Below are 20,347 nucleotides of genomic sequence, written 5' to 3' on the forward strand. Positions count from 1 at the left end.
TCAGCGACCAAGACCCTAAAGAGGCTGGATCTCCTTCCTGAGCAGGGTTCACCTAACACACCCCGCCACGGAAGCATATCCATCAGTGGTAAAGGGAGCCAATGGCCACGATTCTTATTGACAAGTTGTTGCAGGCTGCTGTGAAGCAGGGCGCAAGCGATATTCATATCACGGTCGGCCAACCGCCTGTGTTTCGTTTGCACGGTCGTATGCGACAGCTCGATACGAAGTCGTTGGAACCGGACGATACTGTTTCGCTGATGAAAAGTATCACGCCGGAACGCTGCCAGCGGGAACTCCAGGAAACGGGTGGTTCCGACTTTGGTTTCGCGTTCTCTGACTTGGCTCGTTTCCGTGTGTCGATTTTTCGACAACGCGGTAACATCTCGATGGTTTTGCGTCAGATTCCCAACGACATGCTCACCCCCGAACAGTTGGGGCTGCCGGCAAAAGTGCTCGAGCTTTGCCATCGCCCCCGTGGTCTGTTCCTGGTGACCGGGCCGACCGGTTCGGGTAAGTCGACGACACTGGCCTCGGTGATCAACCACCTCAACGAAACCGTCGACCACCATATCATCACGATCGAAGACCCGATCGAATTTTACCACTACCACAAGAAGTCGACGGTCAACCAACGTGAAATCGGTGTGGATGTGCCCTCCTTCTCGGAAGCCATTCGCCGTGCGTTGCGTCAGGACCCTGACGTGATCCTCGTGGGCGAAATGCGTGACCTGGAAACGATTGAGGCGGCGATCTCTGCGGCAGAAACGGGGCACGTGGTGTTCGGAACGCTGCATACAAACAGTGCGGCAAGTACCGTCGACCGTATCATCGACGTCTTCCCGGCTGGCCAGCAGGATCAGATTCGCACGCAGTTGGGTTCGGCCCTTCTGGGCGTTCTCGCCCAGACGCTGGCCCCCAAGATCGGCGGCGGACGCGTGGCTGCTTACGAACTGTTGAACGTGACCTCAGGTATTTCCAACCTGATTCGTGAAAACAAGACATTCCGTATTCCATCGATGATTCAAACCGGCTCGAAGCACGGGATGATTCTGATGGACGACTCCCTTTTCAATCACTGGCGGGCCGATCGCATCACCATGGAAGACGCGTTGGCCAAAGCCCAAAACCCCAACGACCTGGCAAAGCGTATCGCCGACGCCCGACGCGGTAACGTTGACGATCGAGAAGGTGCCGCGTAAGCGTTCGCGCCTCTTCTCCCCTTTTCCTCATCCATTCCTGACGGACAACGAGACGATTTCATGGCAGTTCGCCGACTTGGACAGATTCTGGTCGACCTTGGCTTCATCAGCGACGAGCAACTCGTGCTGCTGCTGGAAGAGCAAGAAGCCCAGGCCGAACATCAGCCCCTTGGCAAGATCGCCGAGGATATGAATCTGATTACCGACGATCAGCTCGCCCAAGCGCTGGCCGAGCAACTGCACATGCAGGTGATCAGTCTCGACGATGTTTCGATTGCCCCGGATCTGCTGCGTCGCATCACCGAACCGATGGCCCAGTTGTACAAAGTCATCCCCGTCTCGTACGAAGAAGACCTCAACCGCCTGACGGTGGCAACCTGCGAACCACAAAACCTGTCGACGCAAGACGAACTGCGACAGTTTTTGGGCTACGACGTTAAAACGGTCGTCTCTACCGAACGCGACATTCAAAAGACACTCGATCGCTACTACTCAGAAGATTCCGAAAGCTTTGAAGGTCTCGTCCGCGACCTGGAAGACGACAACGACCTTGCCAAAGCGGCTGCCGCCCTGGAAGGGGACGGCCCGATCGATATTACCGACGCAGAAGCCCTCGCCGACAGTGCCCCGGTTCGCAAGCTGCTGAACATGGTGCTCTTGATGGCCATTAAGGACCACGCGAGCGACATCCACTTTGAGCCCTTCGAAGAAGAGTTCCGCATCCGCATCAAAGCAGACGGCGTTCTCTTTGAAATGGTGCCGCCGCCGCGTCACTTGGCCTTCGCGATTACCACGCGTATCAAAGTGATGGCGAACCTGGACATCGCCGAACGTCGTATGCCGCAGGACGGTCGTATCGAACTGACGGTCGGTGGTCACCCGGTCGACCTGCGCGTGAGCGTGCTGCCAACCATGTTTGGCGAAAGCGTTGTTATGCGGCTTTTGGACCGCAGCGTCGTTTCGCTCAACATCGAGAAGGTGGGGATGGGGGACGAAACCCTCAAGATGTTCCGCAAAGTGATGCACAAGCCGAACGGTATCGTGCTGGTTACCGGGCCGACTGGCTCCGGCAAGACGACCACGCTTTACTCGGCACTCAGCGAACTAAACTCGATCAACGAAAAACTGATCACCACCGAAGACCCTGTCGAATACGACATCGATGGCATCATTCAAATTCCGATCGATGCCGACATCGGCAACACGTTTGCCAACTGCCTGCGTGCCATTTTGCGTCAAGACCCTGACGTGATTCTGGTGGGTGAGATCCGCGACCTGGAGACCGGCGAAATCGCCATCCAGGCCTCGCTGACCGGTCACTTGGTGTTCAGCACGCTGCACACCAACGATGCTCCCTCCACGATCACGCGACTCAAGGACATGGGCATCCCCACGTTCATGATCACGGCCACCGTCGAAGCCATTTTGGCTCAGCGATTGGTGCGACGTGTTTGTAGCCAGTGCCGTCAGGAACACGAACCTTCGAGAGATGCCATCTTCCTCTTGGAAATGAAAGAAGAAGAGCTCGCAGGCCGCAAGTTCTACAAAGGGACCGGTTGCGAAAACTGCAACGGAACCGGATACAAAGGCCGTATCGGCATTTTTGAATTGATGATCATGAACGATGACCTTCGCTCGTCGATCATGCAAAACACTTCCACCGACGAACTGCGAGATGAAGCCAAAAAGTTTGGCATGACTCCCCTGCGTGATGCAGGGCTGGCACTTGCCTTCGATGGGCTAACCACCCTGGACGAAGTGCTTCGCGAAACGGTCGTCGACTAACATACAACCATTGCTGGCCAGCAAATCCACGTACACCCATATTTGACCCCATAAGCAAGAGCCGGACGTAGCCATGCCAACCTATCAATTTGAAGCGATGGACGCTCAAGGTCAGGAGATCCGCGACGTCATCGAGGCCCCGACCGAAGACGATGCCCAGGCTACTATACGTCAGATGGGCTACTTCGTTACCCGCATCAACGAAAAGAAGTCGCGGGAAAAGGCCGGTGCAAAAGCCAAAGGTAAGAACCGTGGCTTTACGATCGGCGGCGTCAGCCATCGACAGCTGACCACGTTTACTCGTCAGCTGGCCATTCTGCAGAATGCCGGCCTGCCAATTTTGCGAAGCCTCAAAATTCTCGAACAGCAGTGCAAGCCCGGTCGTCTCAAGAACAGCTTGATGGACGTCTGCGAAGACATTGAATCGGGTGCCGGTCTTTCCGAAGCGATGGCCAAGTGCCCCAAGTGCTTCAATCGCCTGTACGTGAACATGATTCGTGCTGGTGAAGCGGGCGGTGCGTTGGAAGTCATTCTGATGCGTCTGGCCGACTTCATGGAACGCGATGCCGACCTTCGCCGCAAGGTGCAAGGTGCGATGATTTACCCGTGCGTGGTGATCACCGTGGCGGTCGGTATCTTGACGTTCATCATGATCAAGATCGTGCCGACGTTCCGCCAGATCTTCGAGGAATTCGGGCTCGACCTGCCGCCGGTTACCGAACTGCTCATCACCATCAGTAACGGTGTGGTCAACTACTGGTACTGCATCCCGCTGATTCCGGTGGCGGTGTTCCTATTCGTCAAACTACTTAGAAAATTCAAACATGGCCGCATGGGCTGGGACTTGTTCTTCCTGAACATCCCGATCTTCGGCGGTCTGGTCGAAAAGAACGTGTTGGCTCGTACAACGCGTACTTTGGGCACGCTGATTTCCTCTGGCGTTCCGATTTTGGAATGTCTGAACATCGCCCGCGATACCAGCGGCAACGCGATGTTCGAGCGGATGTACCACAACGTTTCGGAATCGGTGAAGGAAGGTGAATCGATTTTCAAACCGATGGAAGAGAACTGCCGAGCTCCTTTCCATCCGATCGCGCTTTTCCTGTGGGTCATCTTCCCGTTGGCCCCCTTTATCTCATTCTTCTTCATTCCTGCGATGCAACCGTTTGCCTGGCAGGCAGTCGGCGTGGCTGGTGCCCTTGGGGCCGGCTGGTACTTCCTCACACTGCGGCGACGAATGGTGGAACTGTTCGTTACCAACATGATCGACGTGGGGGAAGAGACGGGTGAACTCGACACCATGTTGTACAAGGTGGCCGATACCTACGACGAAGACGTCAAGGTGCTCACCGACTCACTCACCAAAATTATGGAACCGCTGCTGATCGTGTTCCTCGGCTTTTCGGTCGGGTTCATCGTGATCGCACTGTTCCTTCCGCTGGTCGACTTAATTCAGAACCTGAGTTAAGACAGCCCGGCGGCTCACACGGCGTCCCGGTTTCAGGGGTTTCGGGACGCCATGACTGGGAAACCTACATCTTGAAATCCAACAGCCTGACCGGCGCGGTAGCGTCAGTCTACTTACCAACACAGGGGCGGAGCTTCGCTTCGTACTAGGAAAGGTCTACCATGACATCCCGTCCACGCGCATGCCATCGTGGCTTTACCCTCGTCGAACTGCTGGTGGTCATCACCATCATCGGCATCCTGGCTGGCCTCGCCCTGGTCGGTGTCCGGGCCGCCGTTACTACGGCGCAAAGTACCGCCATGAAGGTTGAAGTCAACAACATCGCCACGGCGCTTGACCTCTACAAGCAAAACAACGGTGCCTATCCGCCGGATGGCAACACGGTCGCTCTGACCGCGGCCGAACGCGAAACGGCTTTTAATCGTCATCTGGCCAAGCTGTTTCCTCAGCGAAGCTTGAAGTACGACAACCCAAGCTCGACGAACGCGACCGACAAAGCCAATGCCGTGGCCCGGATCAAGCAGGCCGGCACCGATCACAACATTGTTAATACAGCGACCACCAGTTCCGATCCCTATCAAATTGATGAGCTTGATCCTACCGAAGCTTACGTGCTGTTCCTGATGGGCTTCAGCCCAGACGTCGAGCAGCCCCTAACTGGCTCCGGTGAACGCACCCCGCTGTTTGAGTTCGACCAGGCCCGTTTGGTCGACGACGACGACGACGGCTGGTGGTCGTACCATCCAGACTTCACCGAAACGCTTTATGTCTACTTCAACAACAAAACCTACGACGACGGTGCCACTACGCCGCTAGTCGCTGAAATGGACTTCACCGGATCACGTCAGGGGGAAGGCAAAGCACGTCCTTACGCCACGCTGAAACCCAATGGTACTGCTGCCTGGGCGGAGGACGACAAATTCCAGCTGATTTGTGCCGGACTTGATGGTCATTTCGGTAGCTATGTCGACGCCGACGAAATGAAGATGTACCCATCCGGCATCGCTGACACGAGTGCTGCTCCGACCAGCGTCGATTATTCGCTAGAAGACTTCGACAACATCGTGAACTTCGGCGAGGCTGCCACGCTCGAAAGCGACACCGACTTGTAAGAGGAATTTTCCGATGCCAATTACGGCAAGACAATTCGTCCGACGCCCCTTGCGTCCCGCTTTCACCTTGGTGGAACTGCTGGTCGTAATGGGAGTGCTCGCGATGCTCAGCAGCTTGGTGCTGGTCGGCCTTGCGTCGGCCGCCGAACAGGCCCGCGTCAACCGCACCCGCAGCCAGGTTCAAAAGATCCACGAGCTGTTAATGACGCGGTGGGAAGAGTATCGCTATCGCCGCATCGAAGCCAGCAAGTCTGGGGATGTTCGGACTCGGTTAACATCGCGAGTCGACAAGATTCGTGAAATGATGCGAATCGAGATGCCTGATCGCAAGACAGACGTCTCGAACGCACCTGTTTCGCTGAGCACGGTTCCGGCGCTGCAACTGCGTTATCAGCGGTCGATCACTAATGCGAAAGGTGCGGCCAATTACGCCGCGGCGGTTAGTGGTTGGTCGGATGCAAACGAGAGTTCCGAATGTCTCTACATGATTCTGGCATCGATTCAGAGTGGTGAGACCAACGGGCTCGATTTCTTCAAACCTTCGGAAATTGGCGATACTGACGGTGATGGCGTCCCTGAAATCCTCGACGCCTGGGGAAAGCCGATTTTGTTTTTACGCTGGCCCTATGGTTATCCGAACATCGAAAACGTATCGCCTGCCCAGCGTCGCAATGGGTTGTCGCAAATCATGGACAACACGACACCCGATCCTTTCGATCCGCTAGGCGTTCGTGGAGGCCGCACGACAACCTCCACATCGCCACGTGTCGAATACGCCCACTTCCCCTTGCACCCGCTGATTTTTTCAGCCGGTCCTGATGAGCTTTACAACATTCGCACCGGGATCAATGACAGTTCGGGAAATGCAATTGCTTATTCAAGCACCACGCCTCCCAATAATCCCTATATGGAAGACACCACGGCTGGCTACTCCAAACGCATCGGCGCGATCTTGGATAAGTCAGGGGACGAACTCGACAACATCACCAATCATGTACTCGTGATCGCGGGGAATAGTCAATGAGCTTCTTCAAGCGAAACCACCGCGAAACACGCCTTGGCATGACGATTGTCGAATTGCTTGTCGTGCTGGGAGTGCTCGCTATTCTGCTGGGCATCGCGGCCACGGCGGTCAAAACCGGCACGCGCGGCAAGAAGCAGCGTGAAGCGGCTCGCCAGGTGAATGCCTATATCGCGGCGGCCCAGGCCAAGGCCCTACAGATCAATCGGCCTGTGGGAATCGAGATCACTCGTAACCTGATCGATGCCGACAACGACGACCTTTACGTCTCCGGTACCGACACCGGGATCGCAAATGCCTCACTGCTGATGTACACCATCGAAACCCCGCCGCCTTATGCCGGCGACACGGTTTCGGCGGGGCTTTTCGTTGAGTCGATCGGTTCAGGCACCATCACTTTGGTTGATGACCCCAACTCGTCGGTTCCTACCCCGTCGTTATGGCAAGCCACTTCCACGTCCTCATCCGGCCTCTTTACCGCCAACCAAAAGGTGGAAGTGCGTCTAAATTACCGGGGGCGAAAATACCTGGCCAACATCGATAACCTGGCAGACCCTTTCAGCATGGTGAAGCAGCCGTTTCGCATCACGGTTGATTTAACCAGCGATGTGCTGACCTCGACCGTTCACGAGAACCGCGAGACCTACCATGTCGGCCAATTCATTCCCTATCAGATTTATGTGCAGCCGATCCGGACCAGTGCCACGCCGCTGCAATTACCAACCGACATGTGCATCGATTTAACATGCTCCGGTATCGGCAACACAGGCAACGAGTTCGCCAATTGGGCCATTAACCTGGGCTTAACTCCAGCAGCCTCTGGCAGCAACAACTTTTCAATCAAGTTTCTGTTCAGTCCGCGCGGCAACGTCGAGCGAGTGAACTACAACAACGTCTGGCTGCAGCCAACCGGCAACATTCACATGCTTGTGGGCAAGTACGAGTATGCCGTGAATGCCCTGGATGTGATGGATACCGACGGGCTGAACGAAATCACGAAGTTCATACCAGGCACGCCGATCGACTACGAAGATTATGTCGATCCCGCCGATCCCGACTGGGAAACCAACCTGGCCGATGCTACGGCCATGTGGGTCTCGGTCAACTTCCAGACGGGCCAGATCACCACCACTCGCAACAAAATGATTCAGAATTCGTTCCTCACCAGCATCTCGGCGTTGACGCAGGCGCAAAAGAATCAGGCCATCCTGGCCGAATCACGCGACTTTGCCCGCAGTGTTCTGGTCGTGAAGGGACAAGGGGATAACTAACGCATGTTTTGTTTGCCACATCCCAACGTGATTCGTCACCGTACTCCTCTCGGCGTTACGCTGATCGAGGTGATGATGTCCACCATGGTCGTCAGCCTGGGTATTTTAGGCCTGGTCGCGCTGATTCCGCTGGGGACGCATCTCACCGAACGGGGCGTCCGCGCCGATCGGATCGCCAGCCTGGGGCCGCGTGCTTTCCATGAAGCGCGAGCCCGCGGCGTGTTCAACCCGAACAACTGGGTCACGCAAACGACAACTCCGTCAGGGGAACAGGCCCTTCAGTTCATGACGTTCAGAACAGACTCCCGTCCGAGTATGCTGGTTCGTCAACCGTACTTGATTGACCCCACCTTCTTTGGCGGGACCGCCGTTCATCCTTCACGGCGCAAATTTCCTTACCCAGAGACGTTCGCCCGAAAAGACAGTTCCACGACTCCAGATGGTTACTCCGACGTCAACATGACAACGACCTGGAATGGAACGACAAAGATCAATGGAGCGGACGCGACAAGCTCGAAGTTGATTCAGATGTGGCGTCTGGGTCTCCAGAGAACGCCTGGTACGGGCTTGTCCCTTCCCCAGGCAAAGTATGCCTTTCAATCGAACGACGACCTCGCCTTCGAACGCCCTGAAGATGGCGAACTGGCCCCATTCCAGCGTTTTTACGATCGCAGTGGTAGCAGTGTCCGCCGCCAGGCAATGGGAGAATACAGTTGGATGGTGATGCTGGTTCCTGAGACCACCGAAACATTTGAATGTCGCGGTCCGTCAAACAACATCCTCAGCATTGCGTTCGAAAACTGGCTGAACCCACCGATCAATTACAACGCCCTGAATACCGGCGCGGGCTTGGATGCCAACGCTCGTGCCCAACTACAGAGTATTATCGACGCCAAGGCCACAGACGAATACACGGCCCACGTCATCATCATGCGAAATCGTCTGGGGCTGATTCCCGACGGAGATTCGACGTCGACGCCAGTCGGCGAGGTCGATGGCGAAGATACTGCGGACCCCGAGTCCCTGGAATACTCCAACGAGCGCGTCTTGCGTGTCACCCAGTTCTTCAGCACCGGCGGCTATTCAACGGGCGAGGTCACCATCTTCCAAGAAGGAGGCACGCTCAAGCAAGCCGAGGAACAAACACTGAAGATCAGCAATGGTGATTGGATTTGCCTCGCACGACGTCTGCCATCTCGTCGCGAACAGCTTGCGACGATGGCACCTTTCCCGCCCAAAAGTAACACGCGTTACCCGCGTGGCGACATTTACCAGTGGTACAAGGTGGTGATGGTGGACGACGTGGAAGCCAGCGGCAGTAACTTTACCCGTCGGTTAACCATTAGTGGCCCCGACTGGCCGTTTGTCACGACAGACGCGGATGATATCGGATCGTTCTCGACGATTCCTACTCATGCGATCATCGTCGACGGCGTTGTGGGTGTGTACTCGAAGCGAGTCCGATTGGAAACGCAATCTCCCTGGTCTCCGTGATCAGGGTCCTCATCACGATTCCCTTTCCCAATTCAAGCGTAACCCAAAACTCGGCGAGCCAGGCCGAGCCTGACATAAAGAGCGAACTCGGAAACTTTGCGGGGGCTGGTTTCCAGACGAGTGAGCAAGGATAGACGACTTATGAAACGCATCCAGAGCATCATGAAAACCAAGCAACCGCGACGCGGTGCCTTGCTGCTGGTGGTTCTTAGCATTCTGGTCCTCTTCGCATTGGTCGGATTGACCTTCGTCGTCTCGGCGTTGGCCTTCAACACCGGTGCCCAGGCCAACCTGGACCGCGATCTGGGAGCATATGAAGCTCCGAACGAAGCGGATGCCGCGCTGATGCAACTGCTGCGCGGTCCGCGTCCCGGCACGTACAGCATGATGCTCGGCCACGACATTCTCCGCGATATGTGGGGCAATCAATCGATCATCATCAGCGACCAAGGCGCTGCCTCGGCCGATATTACGCAGATTGAGCGGCCCCAAGATGCCAATGGTAACGACATCAACCAATTGTGGGAGATCGAAGTTGCCGAAAACGTGGTGCCATTCAACCTGTTCCGCATCGAGCAGTACTACGCCGGTTCGATCCTGACGTTTACCTCAGGCGAGTTGAAGGGGCAATCGCATCGCATTCTTCATTACCGCATGAAGTTTGGCACCGATGGGATGGGCAACCCCGAAGAGAAAGGGGTCGTTTTCGTCATCGATCAAGATCCGGTCGTTGCCCGTGAAAACCTGGTCGACTCGAACGGCGATGGCGGCATCGCTCCGGTCGATGGGGATGACTTCGTCGTGAACGATCCTCCCTTCAACGGTACCGGTCTGGGCTTTAACCCCAACAACCCCAGCGGTGGTAATAAGCGGACACTGAGCCTGACCCACGGTGCCGATCCTGTCGCATTGCTCCCCAACATCCCATTCAATTTTCCTGACGGACGTACTGGTAGCATCTCGATCGAGGCAGGCGGGGCCGACGAGCCATACGATGCCCCGGATTACCAGAACATGTTCCTGGCCCACGTCGATGGTGGTTTCGCCACGAGCACTTCGTCCATTATCCCGTCGTTCCATCGCCCGGAACTGGCCCTGTACTGGTTCCAGCGATACATCAACGCGAATTCCATGACCGTGGGTGCCTTCGATAACCCGATGGCCTTTATGCAGAACCCCGACCTGGATACGAGTGGCTGGATGAACGGCCCGTCGGCAACAGATCGGGCTAATGCCTGGGCCATGCGTCGAAAGTTTATGCTTCGCCCATCCAAGACCGACCATCCCAACTTCACCGGCAGCAATGCGAACTTTGACATTCTGGGCACCGCTACCAACGCCCGCTGGGATATCGACAACGACCTGGACGGCTTTGCCGACAGTATTTGGATCGATATCGGGCTGCCGCTGAAGACCGATCGTCAAGGTCGACGCTATCGTCCACTGGTCGCCGTCATGGTCAAAGATCTGGACGGCCTGATCAACGTGAACGCGCATGGGTTCTACTCGCAGTTCGCCGAGTTCGAGGGAAGCTCGTTCCCGCCAGCATCCACCGCAACGCCCAACGACGCTACGACCTTGCTGCTAGCCGCTGCGGGCATGACCAACAAACACAACCAGTTCTCGCCGTCGTGGGACGCGACCGGCACGACCGCCCAGAACATGCAATTGCCGTTGGGTAGCGGTTACGGTCCATCGGAAGTGAGCCTGCGTAAAATCTTTGGACCACGCGAAGCTTACGATTTGATGGATGCTCGCTACAAAGGTATTGGGGCTTTCACTTCCACCACCGGAACACCGGGGCAAGACAAAACCGATGACGTGCGTAGCCACATGGACAACATCGGCCTGGCGAACGTATTCAACACGACAACAAATAACCGCTTCGGCACACCTACCGATCGACTTGGCCTGGGACGCATGTACATCGACTACGCAGGCCGACCGCGATACATGCCGCTGGCCGACGGCAGCTCGGCAACCATGCAGACCGCGCCCACCGGTTTTGGTCAACGTACCGACGACCCGTACGAATTCGACCTGATTCACGGTTACCGCTACGACTCGCCGTTCTCTTACCAGGAACTGGAGCGTGTCCTGCGGTATGAAGAATACGACTCCAGCTCGGTTGCCGAGTCGGAAGATCGCTTGATGGACCTGGCCAGCGCGGCCCTCGTCGGCTCGCCGCAAAACCGACGCTTGATCACCACGGCCAGCTTCCAGGTTCCCGTGGCCAATCGTGTCGATATTCCTTCTAAATATCGAGACGAAGATGCTGTTACGCCAGGTGATCCGCCTCGTAACATGATGCTCACAGACAAGGCCGCCCAGGCTCGCCGCCCTGCCCCAACCCTGGTCACCTTGCTGCAAGAGCGTCTGCGTAAGGAAAACAACTGGGATCCGACAACGGTCGCTGGCAAGAAGCTTTTCAAAGAGAAAATCTACCAGCTCCTACCGCCTGAGATCATGCGAGGCGAGCCATTCGATTTGAATCGCCTGCTGGAAGCACCAGCCGATGGCAACGGCACCGACGACATCTTTGAACTACAGAGCAGCGCCAGCATTACATTCCAATCACTTTATGGCACTTCGAGCGCACAAACGCCAAAATCCGATTTCCTGAACTGGGTAGACGGCAGTGCCAACAATGCCAACAAGGCCGTGAGCTGTAACCCACCAGTTTCGATTACTCCAGTCAATTTCACGAACCCGACCTCGTACAGCGTTTCGCGCCAGATGATGGCACGCTACTTGTACGTGATGGTCCTGTTACTGATGGAAGAAGACTATCAACTGCCGACAATCGACCCCAGCCTGATGACCGATGCCAGTAAGCGACGAGAACTCACCAAACGCCGTATTGCCCAGTGGGCGATCAACGTGGTTGATTTCCGCGATCGGGATGGGGTGATGACCCCGTTTGAATACGACCTGGAACCCTTCAAGGTCGCTTCCGGTGTTACGACCAACGATCCGTGGAATGTCGACGGCAATTTGAGCACGACGGAAGATTCACTTTATCGCCGGGTGGTGTGGGGTGCCGAAGCCCCTGACCTGGTACTGTCAGAAACCCTGGCGTTCCACGATCGTCGTACGAAAGACACAAAGTGGGATACCGACGGCAGATCGCGTTTCTCCACCCCCACCCCTGACGACGATCTAGATCAGTATCGTATTCCGCAGGGATCGCTGTTTATCGAACTGTATAACCCCCGCAACCTTCAGTCCAACAACAATTTCTTCCCACCAGAGTTATATGACCTGGGGGCTAACTTCGGGCTTGCTCTTGATCGGAAGTCGACTGGCCCCAACAAGGATCCGGTTTGGCGAATTATCATCACCAAGTTCGAGCAGGACACCAGCGGCAGTCGCACACGCGAAAACATCGTCAAAGAAATTGCCGATCGCCCGGACTACATCAACTTCCAACCCCTTCCTGACATGGGCACAGCCGACCAGGCCGGATTAGCGATGGATGGCACGGGTGTGTCGAAGGAACAATACGACATCGAACGTATTATTCTGTTCACGAAACCCGACCCCACCACTACTCCGGACGCCAGGGTGTTCTTTTACCCAGGCAATTCTGCTCGGCGTATCGTGCCCGATAGCTACGCCGTGATTGGCCCACGCAAGACGACCTATATCGGTTCCAAGCCACGCCCCACAACCATGGGCATGACCGACTACGTAGCCAACAATCCTGGCGCGCAATCGATCATTCTCACGGGTGATTCCGATGGGGTTTATGTTTCCAGCAATATGCTGGCCCCAACGGGCGGCTCTCGCAAGGGAAACAATCAAGACTTCGCAGTCGTTGCAACCAAACCCAATACGATTACCATAGATGATCTAGCCCATGATCCCGATGGACCGCCTGGCGCTGGGGGTGCGGCACCGTATTCCGTCATCGGCATTGGACTCAGCGTTTCCGAACCGCTGATAGACGATTACTACCCGGGACCAACCTTTCAGAACTCGGCCCCGAACCTCGCGGTCTACGACCTCTACACGGATGGCACGATGGGAACTTTGATCCAGGATGTCCCGTTCGATACGGACCCAACACCTGATAACCCGCTCGCCATCGACTCGAACATTAGCGATACCGGTACTTACCCTGACAAGAGTAGCAAGGGTGCCGCCGAATTCATCAAAGATTACAAAACGGCCATTCTCCAGCGGCTGGCTAATCCGTTGTCGGACTACAATGAGAAGACCAACCCCTACATCAGTGTCGATCATTTAGGGATCGACCTGACGGTGTTCAACGGCGAAGACAGTCACGCGGCAGCAAACGCGATGGACCAGCTAGGAACACCTGGCACAGATCCCGGTGCTGCAGATTGGGATCCCGATGAGAATCACAAGGACCCTCGCGCTACGACTTCGACGGATGTTTACTTCGCCAGTCGCGAAAAGGGACGTCGTGTAGACGCCGATCCGAATAACACCCCTGTCGCAGCCGAACTTGAAGGAGGCACGTCCAGTGGAAACTACTTCGGTACGCTTAAACGCTTGACGTCTGCCATCACGATCGGAGATATCACCAGTTTGATTCCTTCGTTCAACGAAACCCCGCCGATTCATCAAAGCACCGTCGACACAACGCTCGTCACCAGTAACCCAGTGTCCGACGAGCATTTTGGACGTAAAGTAGTCCATAGCTTGGGCTATGTGAATCACAATCTAGGGGTTCAAATTGGCTCAGGTGTCGATGCCACGTATCTGGCCAGCCCGAACCCGTTTGAATCGACGCATTCGCTCAACCCTTACGATTCGACGCAAGGCACCACCGCCTTACAGAACAATCCACTGTCGTACCTGCATTGGCCAAACGCACCGTTCATCAGCGAATACGACCTGATGATGGTGCCGACCAGTTCGCCACAACGGTTGTTGTTCGAGTACTCGCAGGCGAGGAAGGATGCCTCGAATAGTGGTGACGAGGCCTTCTACTTCGAGTCGGGTTCGACCAATGGCGATAACCTCGACGCCCAGATGGCACCGTACTCGTACCTGTTCAACTTCTTCCACGGCACCAAGACCGATGGATTGACGGCGAGTCCGAGCAACGACAAAAAGACGCTGCAACTGGCCCGTCTATTCGACTTCGTCCACGTTCCTTCGCGGTTCAACGGAACCAACAAGTGGTTCAACATCTCGAAGTTCAATCCCGATATGAATAGCATGAGCGGGGACCTTCGTAACGACTCAACGAAGACGGAAGATCCTCGGCTGGGGTACATGTTCCCCTTCAACCGTCGATCGGAATTCCGCGAACCAGGCAAGATCAACCTGAACACGATTCCATCGCAAAAGGTCTACGATTCGATCTTCGATCCGGCCTTCTGGCAAGGCACAGACTTTAATTTCGCAACATGGGATGAGTTCAAGGCCAGCCGCCGTGGTTTCGCTGGCTCGACAAACTCTGCTTTCCCTTCCAACTTCTCGAATCCTTTCCGACCCGCAGCTGCCGCCGAAATGATGCCGGTGCTGGTTGGCAACGACAAGAGATTGCAAGTTGCCCCAGAGGAAGCAGGTCTGCTGCGATCGGTCGATCGGACCGTCTCGCCGGCTTCGGATCGGAAACCGCTGTTCGACTTGCGTTTGACCGATGGTAGTCTCACCAACGCTAAGATGCGACACTACCGTACCGACGACAACCCCATGCTTCGTTACCAGGCCTATCAGCGTCTGGGCAACATTGCCGGTACCCAGTCAAACGTATTTGCTGTCTGGATCACCGTCGGCTACTTCGAGGTGGAACCAGTGGCAATCAGCCCAACGCATCCCGATGGCTGGCGTCTGGCGGAAGAACTGGGGAACGATACCGGCGAGATCAATCGTCACCGGGCGTTCTACATCATCGACCGCTCTGTCCCGGTCGGCTACGTGCCAGGCGAAGACTTGAACGTCGAAGATACGATCATGCTGAAGCGATTTATCGAATAAGCTTTGGCAACTCAAGGCCCTGCTCCTGACCACCGGAGCAGGGTTCAATCCGCACACCACGCGAAGGCGACCGGTCATGACGACTAGTCGCCTTTTTCATTTCGGTTAAAATCACCGGTTTAGATCCCACGTCAAATAGGCACGTTCCCGTCGAAAGTGCCTGAAAACAGCGAATCTTTTGCCAAATCAAGCGAGAGTTCATGGAAGCCGGAATTGTCGGGCTGCCGAATGTCGGTAAATCGACCCTATTCAACGCGTTAACAGCCGCAGGCATCGCCAGCGAGAATTACCCCTTCTGCACAATCGAACCCAACGTGGGGATTGTGTCTGTCCCGGATCCGCGTCTGGATGTAATTCAGAGTTACGTCAAGACTCAGAAGGTAATTCCGGCGATTTTGCGTCTGGTCGACATTGCCGGGATTGTCCGAGGCGCATCCGAGGGGGAAGGCCTGGGGAACAAGTTCCTGTCGCATATCCGCGAAGTCGATGCCATCATTCATGTGGTTCGCTGCTTTCAAGAACCCAACGTTGTGCACGTGGACGGAAGTGTCGATCCGATTCGCGATATCGACACGATCGACACCGAACTGATGCTCGCCGACCTGCAAACGGTCGAATCAGCTCGCGACAAAGCCGCCAAAACGGCCCGCTCTGGCGACAAAGACGCCAAGGCTAAGGTCGAGCTCTTAAACCAATGCCAGGCCCTGCTTGCCGAAGGCAAGCCCCTGCGTTCGGCCGAGTGGCACGATCCCGAGATGCTGAATATCGTGCGGAACTATGGACTGTTAACAGCGAAAAGCGTTCTTTACCTGGCCAATGTCGATGAAGACAACCTGACCGGCGAAGGTGAGGTTGTCGATCGCGTTCGTGCCCGCGCTGCCGCGGAAGGGGGCGAAGTCGTTCCCGTTTGTGCCAAGATCGAATCGGAACTGAGCGAACTGGACGACGACGACCGCAAGGAAATGCTGGAAAGCGTCGGCTTGGAAGAACCCGCTTTGGCGGTTGTGGCCCGTGCTGCGTACAAGCTACTCGGACTGCAAAGTTACTTCACCGCCGGCGAGAAAGAAGTTCGCGCGTGGACGATTCCTGTCGGAGCAACGGCCCCCCAAGCCGCAGGCGTGATTCACTCCGACTTCGAACGCGGTTTCATCCGGGCAGAATGCTATTCGCTGAATGACCTGGAAACTTTTAAGAGCGAAAAGGCCATTCGTGAAGCAGGTAAGCTTCGCGTCGAAGGAAAAAGCTACGTTATGAAAGATGGAGATATCGTCCACTTTCTGTTCAACGTTTAGTCTTCCGCATAGCGATCGTCTGCTGCTCAATCAGCAGCAGATGTTCGCTAATGGCTTCTTGCTGAGCCGGTGCCAGATCTTTACCGCCGTAACGGATCTGATAGTACCAATCAGTCAGATCCGATAGCGGAGAGAGCATCTCACTGCCCACCCCACGAGCCTTGCAGTCGGAAATAACCGACGCAATGAATTCGCGTGGAGTATCTGACTCCTTTCGCTGCCATCCCGCTTTGGCCAATAGCTTCTCGACCTTGAAGTAGAAGCCGATACGCTGCGATTTATTCGGGAACCATCGCAAGAACATCCGCTTGATACTGGTCCAGTAACGCCGGAGTAGCGTTCGCACCAACTCAAAGATCACAACCAACAAGAGCAGCACCAACATCGTAAAGATCGAGGCAAAACCGCTAAACCATTCGTCGCTCATGTGAATGCCGATCGAAGCAAGGCTATCGCGGAAGAACTTCGTCCACTGCTCGCGGCTCACCCAACCTTCAAACGGTTTGACCAGGTTGTCGGTCAGCGGCTTGTAAATGTCTTTCTCTTGCCGTTCGCTGTTCATACCCACGACCCAGTCACGCCAGGCCAGTTCGACGTAGTCAAACCAATCGAGGAAGGTATCGAAGACGGTACCATTATCCTTCCGGTTTGGCGACGGGCGAGAAGCTGGCGTCGGGTCGAGCCGCATCCACGCTCCGTTGGGGTAGTCTTCCTTGGAAATCCCAACCGGCAGATCATCGGGACTAAGAAAACACTCGACCCAAGCATGGGCGTGCTTCTGTTTGACTGCGTAGTAACCACCGACCGTGTTAAACTCGCCCCCTTTGTAGCCAACGACCACGCGAGCGGGAATCTTCTGGGTTCGCAACATGATTGCCAAAGCGCTGGCAAAGAACTCGCAGTGCCCGGTCCGATGATTGACCACAAAGTCTTCAATGGGATCGAGTCGCGTATTCTTCAAATGCACCGGCACGTGCAGCGAATAGGTATAGTTCCCATCCAACACAAAGTGGCGTTCCATGCTCTGAGCAATTGCGAACTTCGTCGGTTTCTCGTTACCGTTGCCGGGAATTTCCGCCACCAGTTCATTGGCCGTCTCGGTTAAACCATTGAAGAGCGTATCGGCGAACTCTTTGTCGAGCGGCACCTGGGTCAAATCGCTATTGATGTAATGATAAAACTGGCGATCACTCAAAGGATGGCGGCCAGGGATCAAGTCTCCGTCCGCACCGAACGGATTCCAGGGGACCAGCATCTCGTATTGATCGGGCTGGCGAACCTGGGCCTGGGCGTCGGTCGCCATCGAAACGATACCGAGCGTTTGGTTATCCACAATATCGCGAGCCGTATTCAGCGACGAATACGCGGGATAAATGCTAAACAGCAGCACGCCTTCGTTGGTTCGATCGAAGTGGATTGACTGGTTGGTGGCCACTTGTTGTCGGACCAGGTTTGTCTTCAGCGGCGGCGGTTTGAGTTCACTTACCCGATAGTTCTTCAGGTTGCCTACAATCCACGTCTTGCTGTTGGGGAAGTAAGTGCTTAAAGAGGTTCCACGGAAGTAAGGCTCGTATTCTGTGTCGATGACCGTACCCGTGCTCAAATCAGACAGCCGAACCCGCATCACGAATCGATCGCTTTGCAGGATGTGTCCCATATCGTTTAACGAAATCTGATCTTTGAACCCGGTCGTGGCCCCAAACTCGCCCCCGATCGACTGCGACAATTGCCCCTGATCGAAACGAGGGAAGCTATAAAACAGCACAACCGTCGCACAAAGCGTGAAAACCCCCAGTTTTAGAACTTGGGCAAACATCTTGCCGCTGGTAAAGACCGAGGCCAGGTTGCCAGGCAATTGCCCCGACAACGCAATCACCGGCGCAGAGACGAGCGTTGAATCATTCGCCTCGACCGGCTTCTTCGCCAGAAAGGCGAACAACGGGCGGTTCTCTACGGCATCGTGTGCCGCTTTCAGTTCGGGATCAACTCGTAACGTTTCGCGGTAAACGAAGAACAGACACAGCGTCGTTAACGCCGTGAACATGTACGGAACCAGCATCAGGCCAAATGTGACCCCAAAGTCAAGCGCAGCGGCCACCACCACTTGCAGCAAACTTAGTACCGCCAGATGCCAATAGACGCGGGTCGTTTTCGGCTGAAAAAGCAACACAACTTGCAGATAAATAAGCAACTTGGCAATCGCCACCAGCTTAGAACTGCTATCGTCCCAAAAGTCGAAAAAGGAAAACACGACAGCAACTAGCGCTGCGAAATTCGCGAGATTTCGATTCAGCGTTATCCAGCCCTTGATATCGGTTAAGTAAACCGACAGAAATGCGCCAATGGTCGCCAGTAGCGGTAGTGCAGAATTCCCCCCCTGGCCAAAGGCGAGAAAGAGGGAACCGAGCGCCGCTAATAGGGCAACGCTAATCTGGAGAAGCCGCTCAACTTTCATACCAAGCTCTCCGATTTCTTGCTGGTCCGTGGTGTGGGCTTGTGAAAGAACATTCCATCGTCCCCCCGTCCCGCCGAGACCGTTTTCACACGCCCCAGTTCACTACGCAGTTTCGCGTCGTTCCAGACAGCGGCAAATACGTCCGTATCTGACAGATCGGTTTTACGAGTCGTGAGCAGAATCACGCGAGCCCCTGGCCGCGAGGTCCGCAAGCAGTTCGCCATCGTGGAACCAATGTCATGCGCGTCGGTAGGGACCAGGACAGCCAGATCGTGCATCGCTTGAACGACGAATGCCTGAGAGACATTTCCGGCAATGCTCTCGGTCGTTTCACCGCAACTGATCAACTGCAACTGGCACCCACCAGCAACGGCCAATTCACGCACGGCCGTGGCAGCCATACTGATGATGCGTTCGGCGCGGTCTTTGTCTTCTTCGATGGGTGACTCAGGTAGCCATGCATCGACGATCAATACGAAGTCTTGCTGGTTTTGTTTTTCGAATTGACGTACGACCAGTTCTCCTTGTTTGGCACTGCTGCGCCAATGGATCCACTGCTTGGGGTCGCCGTTTCGCCACTCTCGAAGACCATAAAAGTCCCCTTCCAGCAAACCATGCTGACGACGAGACGATGCGAATCCGGACTTGTCTTGTTGGATCATCCTGCGCCAAGCCGGCGTCATTTGTCCCAGTCGGGGCATCACCACGATGGTAGAGACCAACGTATCAACGCGCGTACTTCGCATCAGTCCAAGCGGAAATGCCGTCGTTGCCGAGAGAGGTCCGAGTTGGTACTTACCTCGTTTGCGAATGACCGCTTTGTACGAGATAGCCGCTTCGTCCTTATTGCCGATCTTGGCAAAGAACACATCCACATTCTGGGCAGGCTCGGGGTCGTATCCTTCCACCTGGACTAGCTTGTCTTCAATCACGACGGCGTAGGTCGCGTGGCGACTACCATTTTTCGCCGTCAGTTCGACAAAAAAGGGATCATCGCACGAAAGTAACGAAGGAACCCGCCGCGAGAATTTCAAGCTGCGAAGACTGCTCGTGACAACCCACAGGTTGTACAGCAGAGGCCCCAACAACATGCAGGCCAAGATCATCAGCAACTGAATGTTGCTACGTACGATCGCACCGGCCAGGATGAAGATAAAGACGAGAAAATAGTACGTTCCTTCCTGCGTAATGGATACACCACGCAAGCGAAACCACGAGAACATCCTCGAACCGGTTTCCGACATAAGCCTGCCGCTTAGTCCTTTGGTTGTTGAAGCAACTTATCGGCTGAA

Annotated in this window: 11 protein-coding genes; 9 read left to right on the forward strand and 2 right to left on the reverse strand. The window is 55.4% G+C overall.

Annotated features, from left to right (window positions below; translation table 11 throughout):
• Window positions 1-101 precede the first annotated feature (101 nt).
• From C5Y96_RS17820 to ychF, 9 genes are all read left to right on the forward strand, one after another.
• Complete coding sequence (locus C5Y96_RS17820; protein WP_105356101.1) at window positions 102-1,202, forward strand: type IV pilus twitching motility protein PilT; 1,101 nt, start codon at window positions 102-104, stop codon at window positions 1,200-1,202.
• A 60-nt stretch (window positions 1,203-1,262) separates the two neighbouring features.
• A complete protein-coding gene (locus tag C5Y96_RS17825; RefSeq protein WP_105356103.1) occupies window positions 1,263-2,987 on the forward strand; it encodes a GspE/PulE family protein in 1,725 nt (574 codons plus the stop codon).
• 73 nt (window positions 2,988-3,060) lie between these two features.
• On the forward strand, window positions 3,061-4,455 hold the full coding sequence (locus C5Y96_RS17830; RefSeq protein ID WP_105356105.1) for a type II secretion system F family protein: 1,395 nt from the start codon (window positions 3,061-3,063) through the stop codon (window positions 4,453-4,455).
• A 161-nt stretch (window positions 4,456-4,616) separates the two neighbouring features.
• A complete protein-coding gene (locus tag C5Y96_RS17835; protein ID WP_105356107.1) occupies window positions 4,617-5,567 on the forward strand; it encodes a type II secretion system protein in 951 nt (316 codons plus the stop codon).
• A 13-nt stretch (window positions 5,568-5,580) separates the two neighbouring features.
• Window positions 5,581-6,591: a type II secretion system protein gene (locus C5Y96_RS17840; RefSeq protein WP_105356109.1), complete on the forward strand. Its 1,011-nt coding sequence runs from the start codon at window positions 5,581-5,583 to the stop codon at window positions 6,589-6,591.
• Window positions 6,588-7,859 carry a hypothetical protein gene (locus C5Y96_RS17845; RefSeq protein WP_105356111.1) on the forward strand — a complete coding sequence of 424 codons (1,272 nt, stop codon included), beginning with the start codon at window positions 6,588-6,590 and terminating at the stop codon, window positions 7,857-7,859. The genes C5Y96_RS17840 and C5Y96_RS17845 overlap by 4 nt, the downstream gene beginning before the upstream one ends.
• A 3-nt stretch (window positions 7,860-7,862) precedes the next feature.
• The gene (locus C5Y96_RS17850) at window positions 7,863-9,353 is read left to right on the forward strand and encodes a hypothetical protein (RefSeq protein ID WP_105356113.1); all 1,491 of its coding nucleotides are present in this window, start codon (window positions 7,863-7,865) and stop codon (window positions 9,351-9,353) included.
• Between the two features lie 141 nt (window positions 9,354-9,494).
• The gene (locus tag C5Y96_RS17855) at window positions 9,495-15,308 is read left to right on the forward strand and encodes a hypothetical protein (RefSeq protein WP_105356115.1); all 5,814 of its coding nucleotides are present in this window, start codon (window positions 9,495-9,497) and stop codon (window positions 15,306-15,308) included.
• Between the two features lie 200 nt (window positions 15,309-15,508).
• On the forward strand, window positions 15,509-16,600 hold the full coding sequence (gene ychF / locus C5Y96_RS17860; protein WP_105356117.1) for a redox-regulated ATPase YchF: 1,092 nt from the start codon (window positions 15,509-15,511) through the stop codon (window positions 16,598-16,600).
• Here the strand turns inward: ychF and C5Y96_RS17865 are convergent.
• On the reverse strand, window positions 16,590-19,055 hold the full coding sequence (locus C5Y96_RS17865) for a DUF3488 and DUF4129 domain-containing transglutaminase family protein (protein ID WP_105356119.1): 2,466 nt from the start codon (window positions 19,053-19,055) through the stop codon (window positions 16,590-16,592). The two genes, ychF and C5Y96_RS17865, sit on opposite strands and share 11 nt — an antisense overlap.
• Complete coding sequence (locus tag C5Y96_RS17870) at window positions 19,052-20,299, reverse strand: DUF58 domain-containing protein (protein ID WP_105356121.1); 1,248 nt, start codon at window positions 20,297-20,299, stop codon at window positions 19,052-19,054. Before C5Y96_RS17870 ends, C5Y96_RS17865 begins: the two co-directional genes overlap by 4 nt.
• Window positions 20,300-20,347 lie beyond the last annotated feature (48 nt).

Source organism: Blastopirellula marina (assembly GCF_002967715.1).
Taxonomy (GTDB): domain Bacteria; phylum Planctomycetota; class Planctomycetia; order Pirellulales; family Pirellulaceae; genus Bremerella; species Bremerella marina_B.

Coding starts and splice junctions, on each gene's coding strand:
- C5Y96_RS17820 (WP_105356101.1), top strand. CDS start 102: ATGGCCACGATTCTTATTGACAAGTTGTTGCAGGCTGCTGTGAAGCAG.
- C5Y96_RS17825 (WP_105356103.1), top strand. CDS start 1,263: ATGGCAGTTCGCCGACTTGGACAGATTCTGGTCGACCTTGGCTTCATC.
- C5Y96_RS17830 (WP_105356105.1), top strand. CDS start 3,061: ATGCCAACCTATCAATTTGAAGCGATGGACGCTCAAGGTCAGGAGATC.
- C5Y96_RS17835 (WP_105356107.1), top strand. CDS start 4,617: ATGACATCCCGTCCACGCGCATGCCATCGTGGCTTTACCCTCGTCGAA.
- C5Y96_RS17840 (WP_105356109.1), top strand. CDS start 5,581: ATGCCAATTACGGCAAGACAATTCGTCCGACGCCCCTTGCGTCCCGCT.
- C5Y96_RS17845 (WP_105356111.1), top strand. CDS start 6,588: ATGAGCTTCTTCAAGCGAAACCACCGCGAAACACGCCTTGGCATGACG.
- C5Y96_RS17850 (WP_105356113.1), top strand. CDS start 7,863: ATGTTTTGTTTGCCACATCCCAACGTGATTCGTCACCGTACTCCTCTC.
- C5Y96_RS17855 (WP_105356115.1), top strand. CDS start 9,495: ATGAAACGCATCCAGAGCATCATGAAAACCAAGCAACCGCGACGCGGT.
- ychF (WP_105356117.1), top strand. CDS start 15,509: ATGGAAGCCGGAATTGTCGGGCTGCCGAATGTCGGTAAATCGACCCTA.
- C5Y96_RS17865 (WP_105356119.1), bottom strand. CDS start 19,055: ATGAAAGTTGAGCGGCTTCTCCAGATTAGCGTTGCCCTATTAGCGGCG.
- C5Y96_RS17870 (WP_105356121.1), bottom strand. CDS start 20,299: ATGTCGGAAACCGGTTCGAGGATGTTCTCGTGGTTTCGCTTGCGTGGT.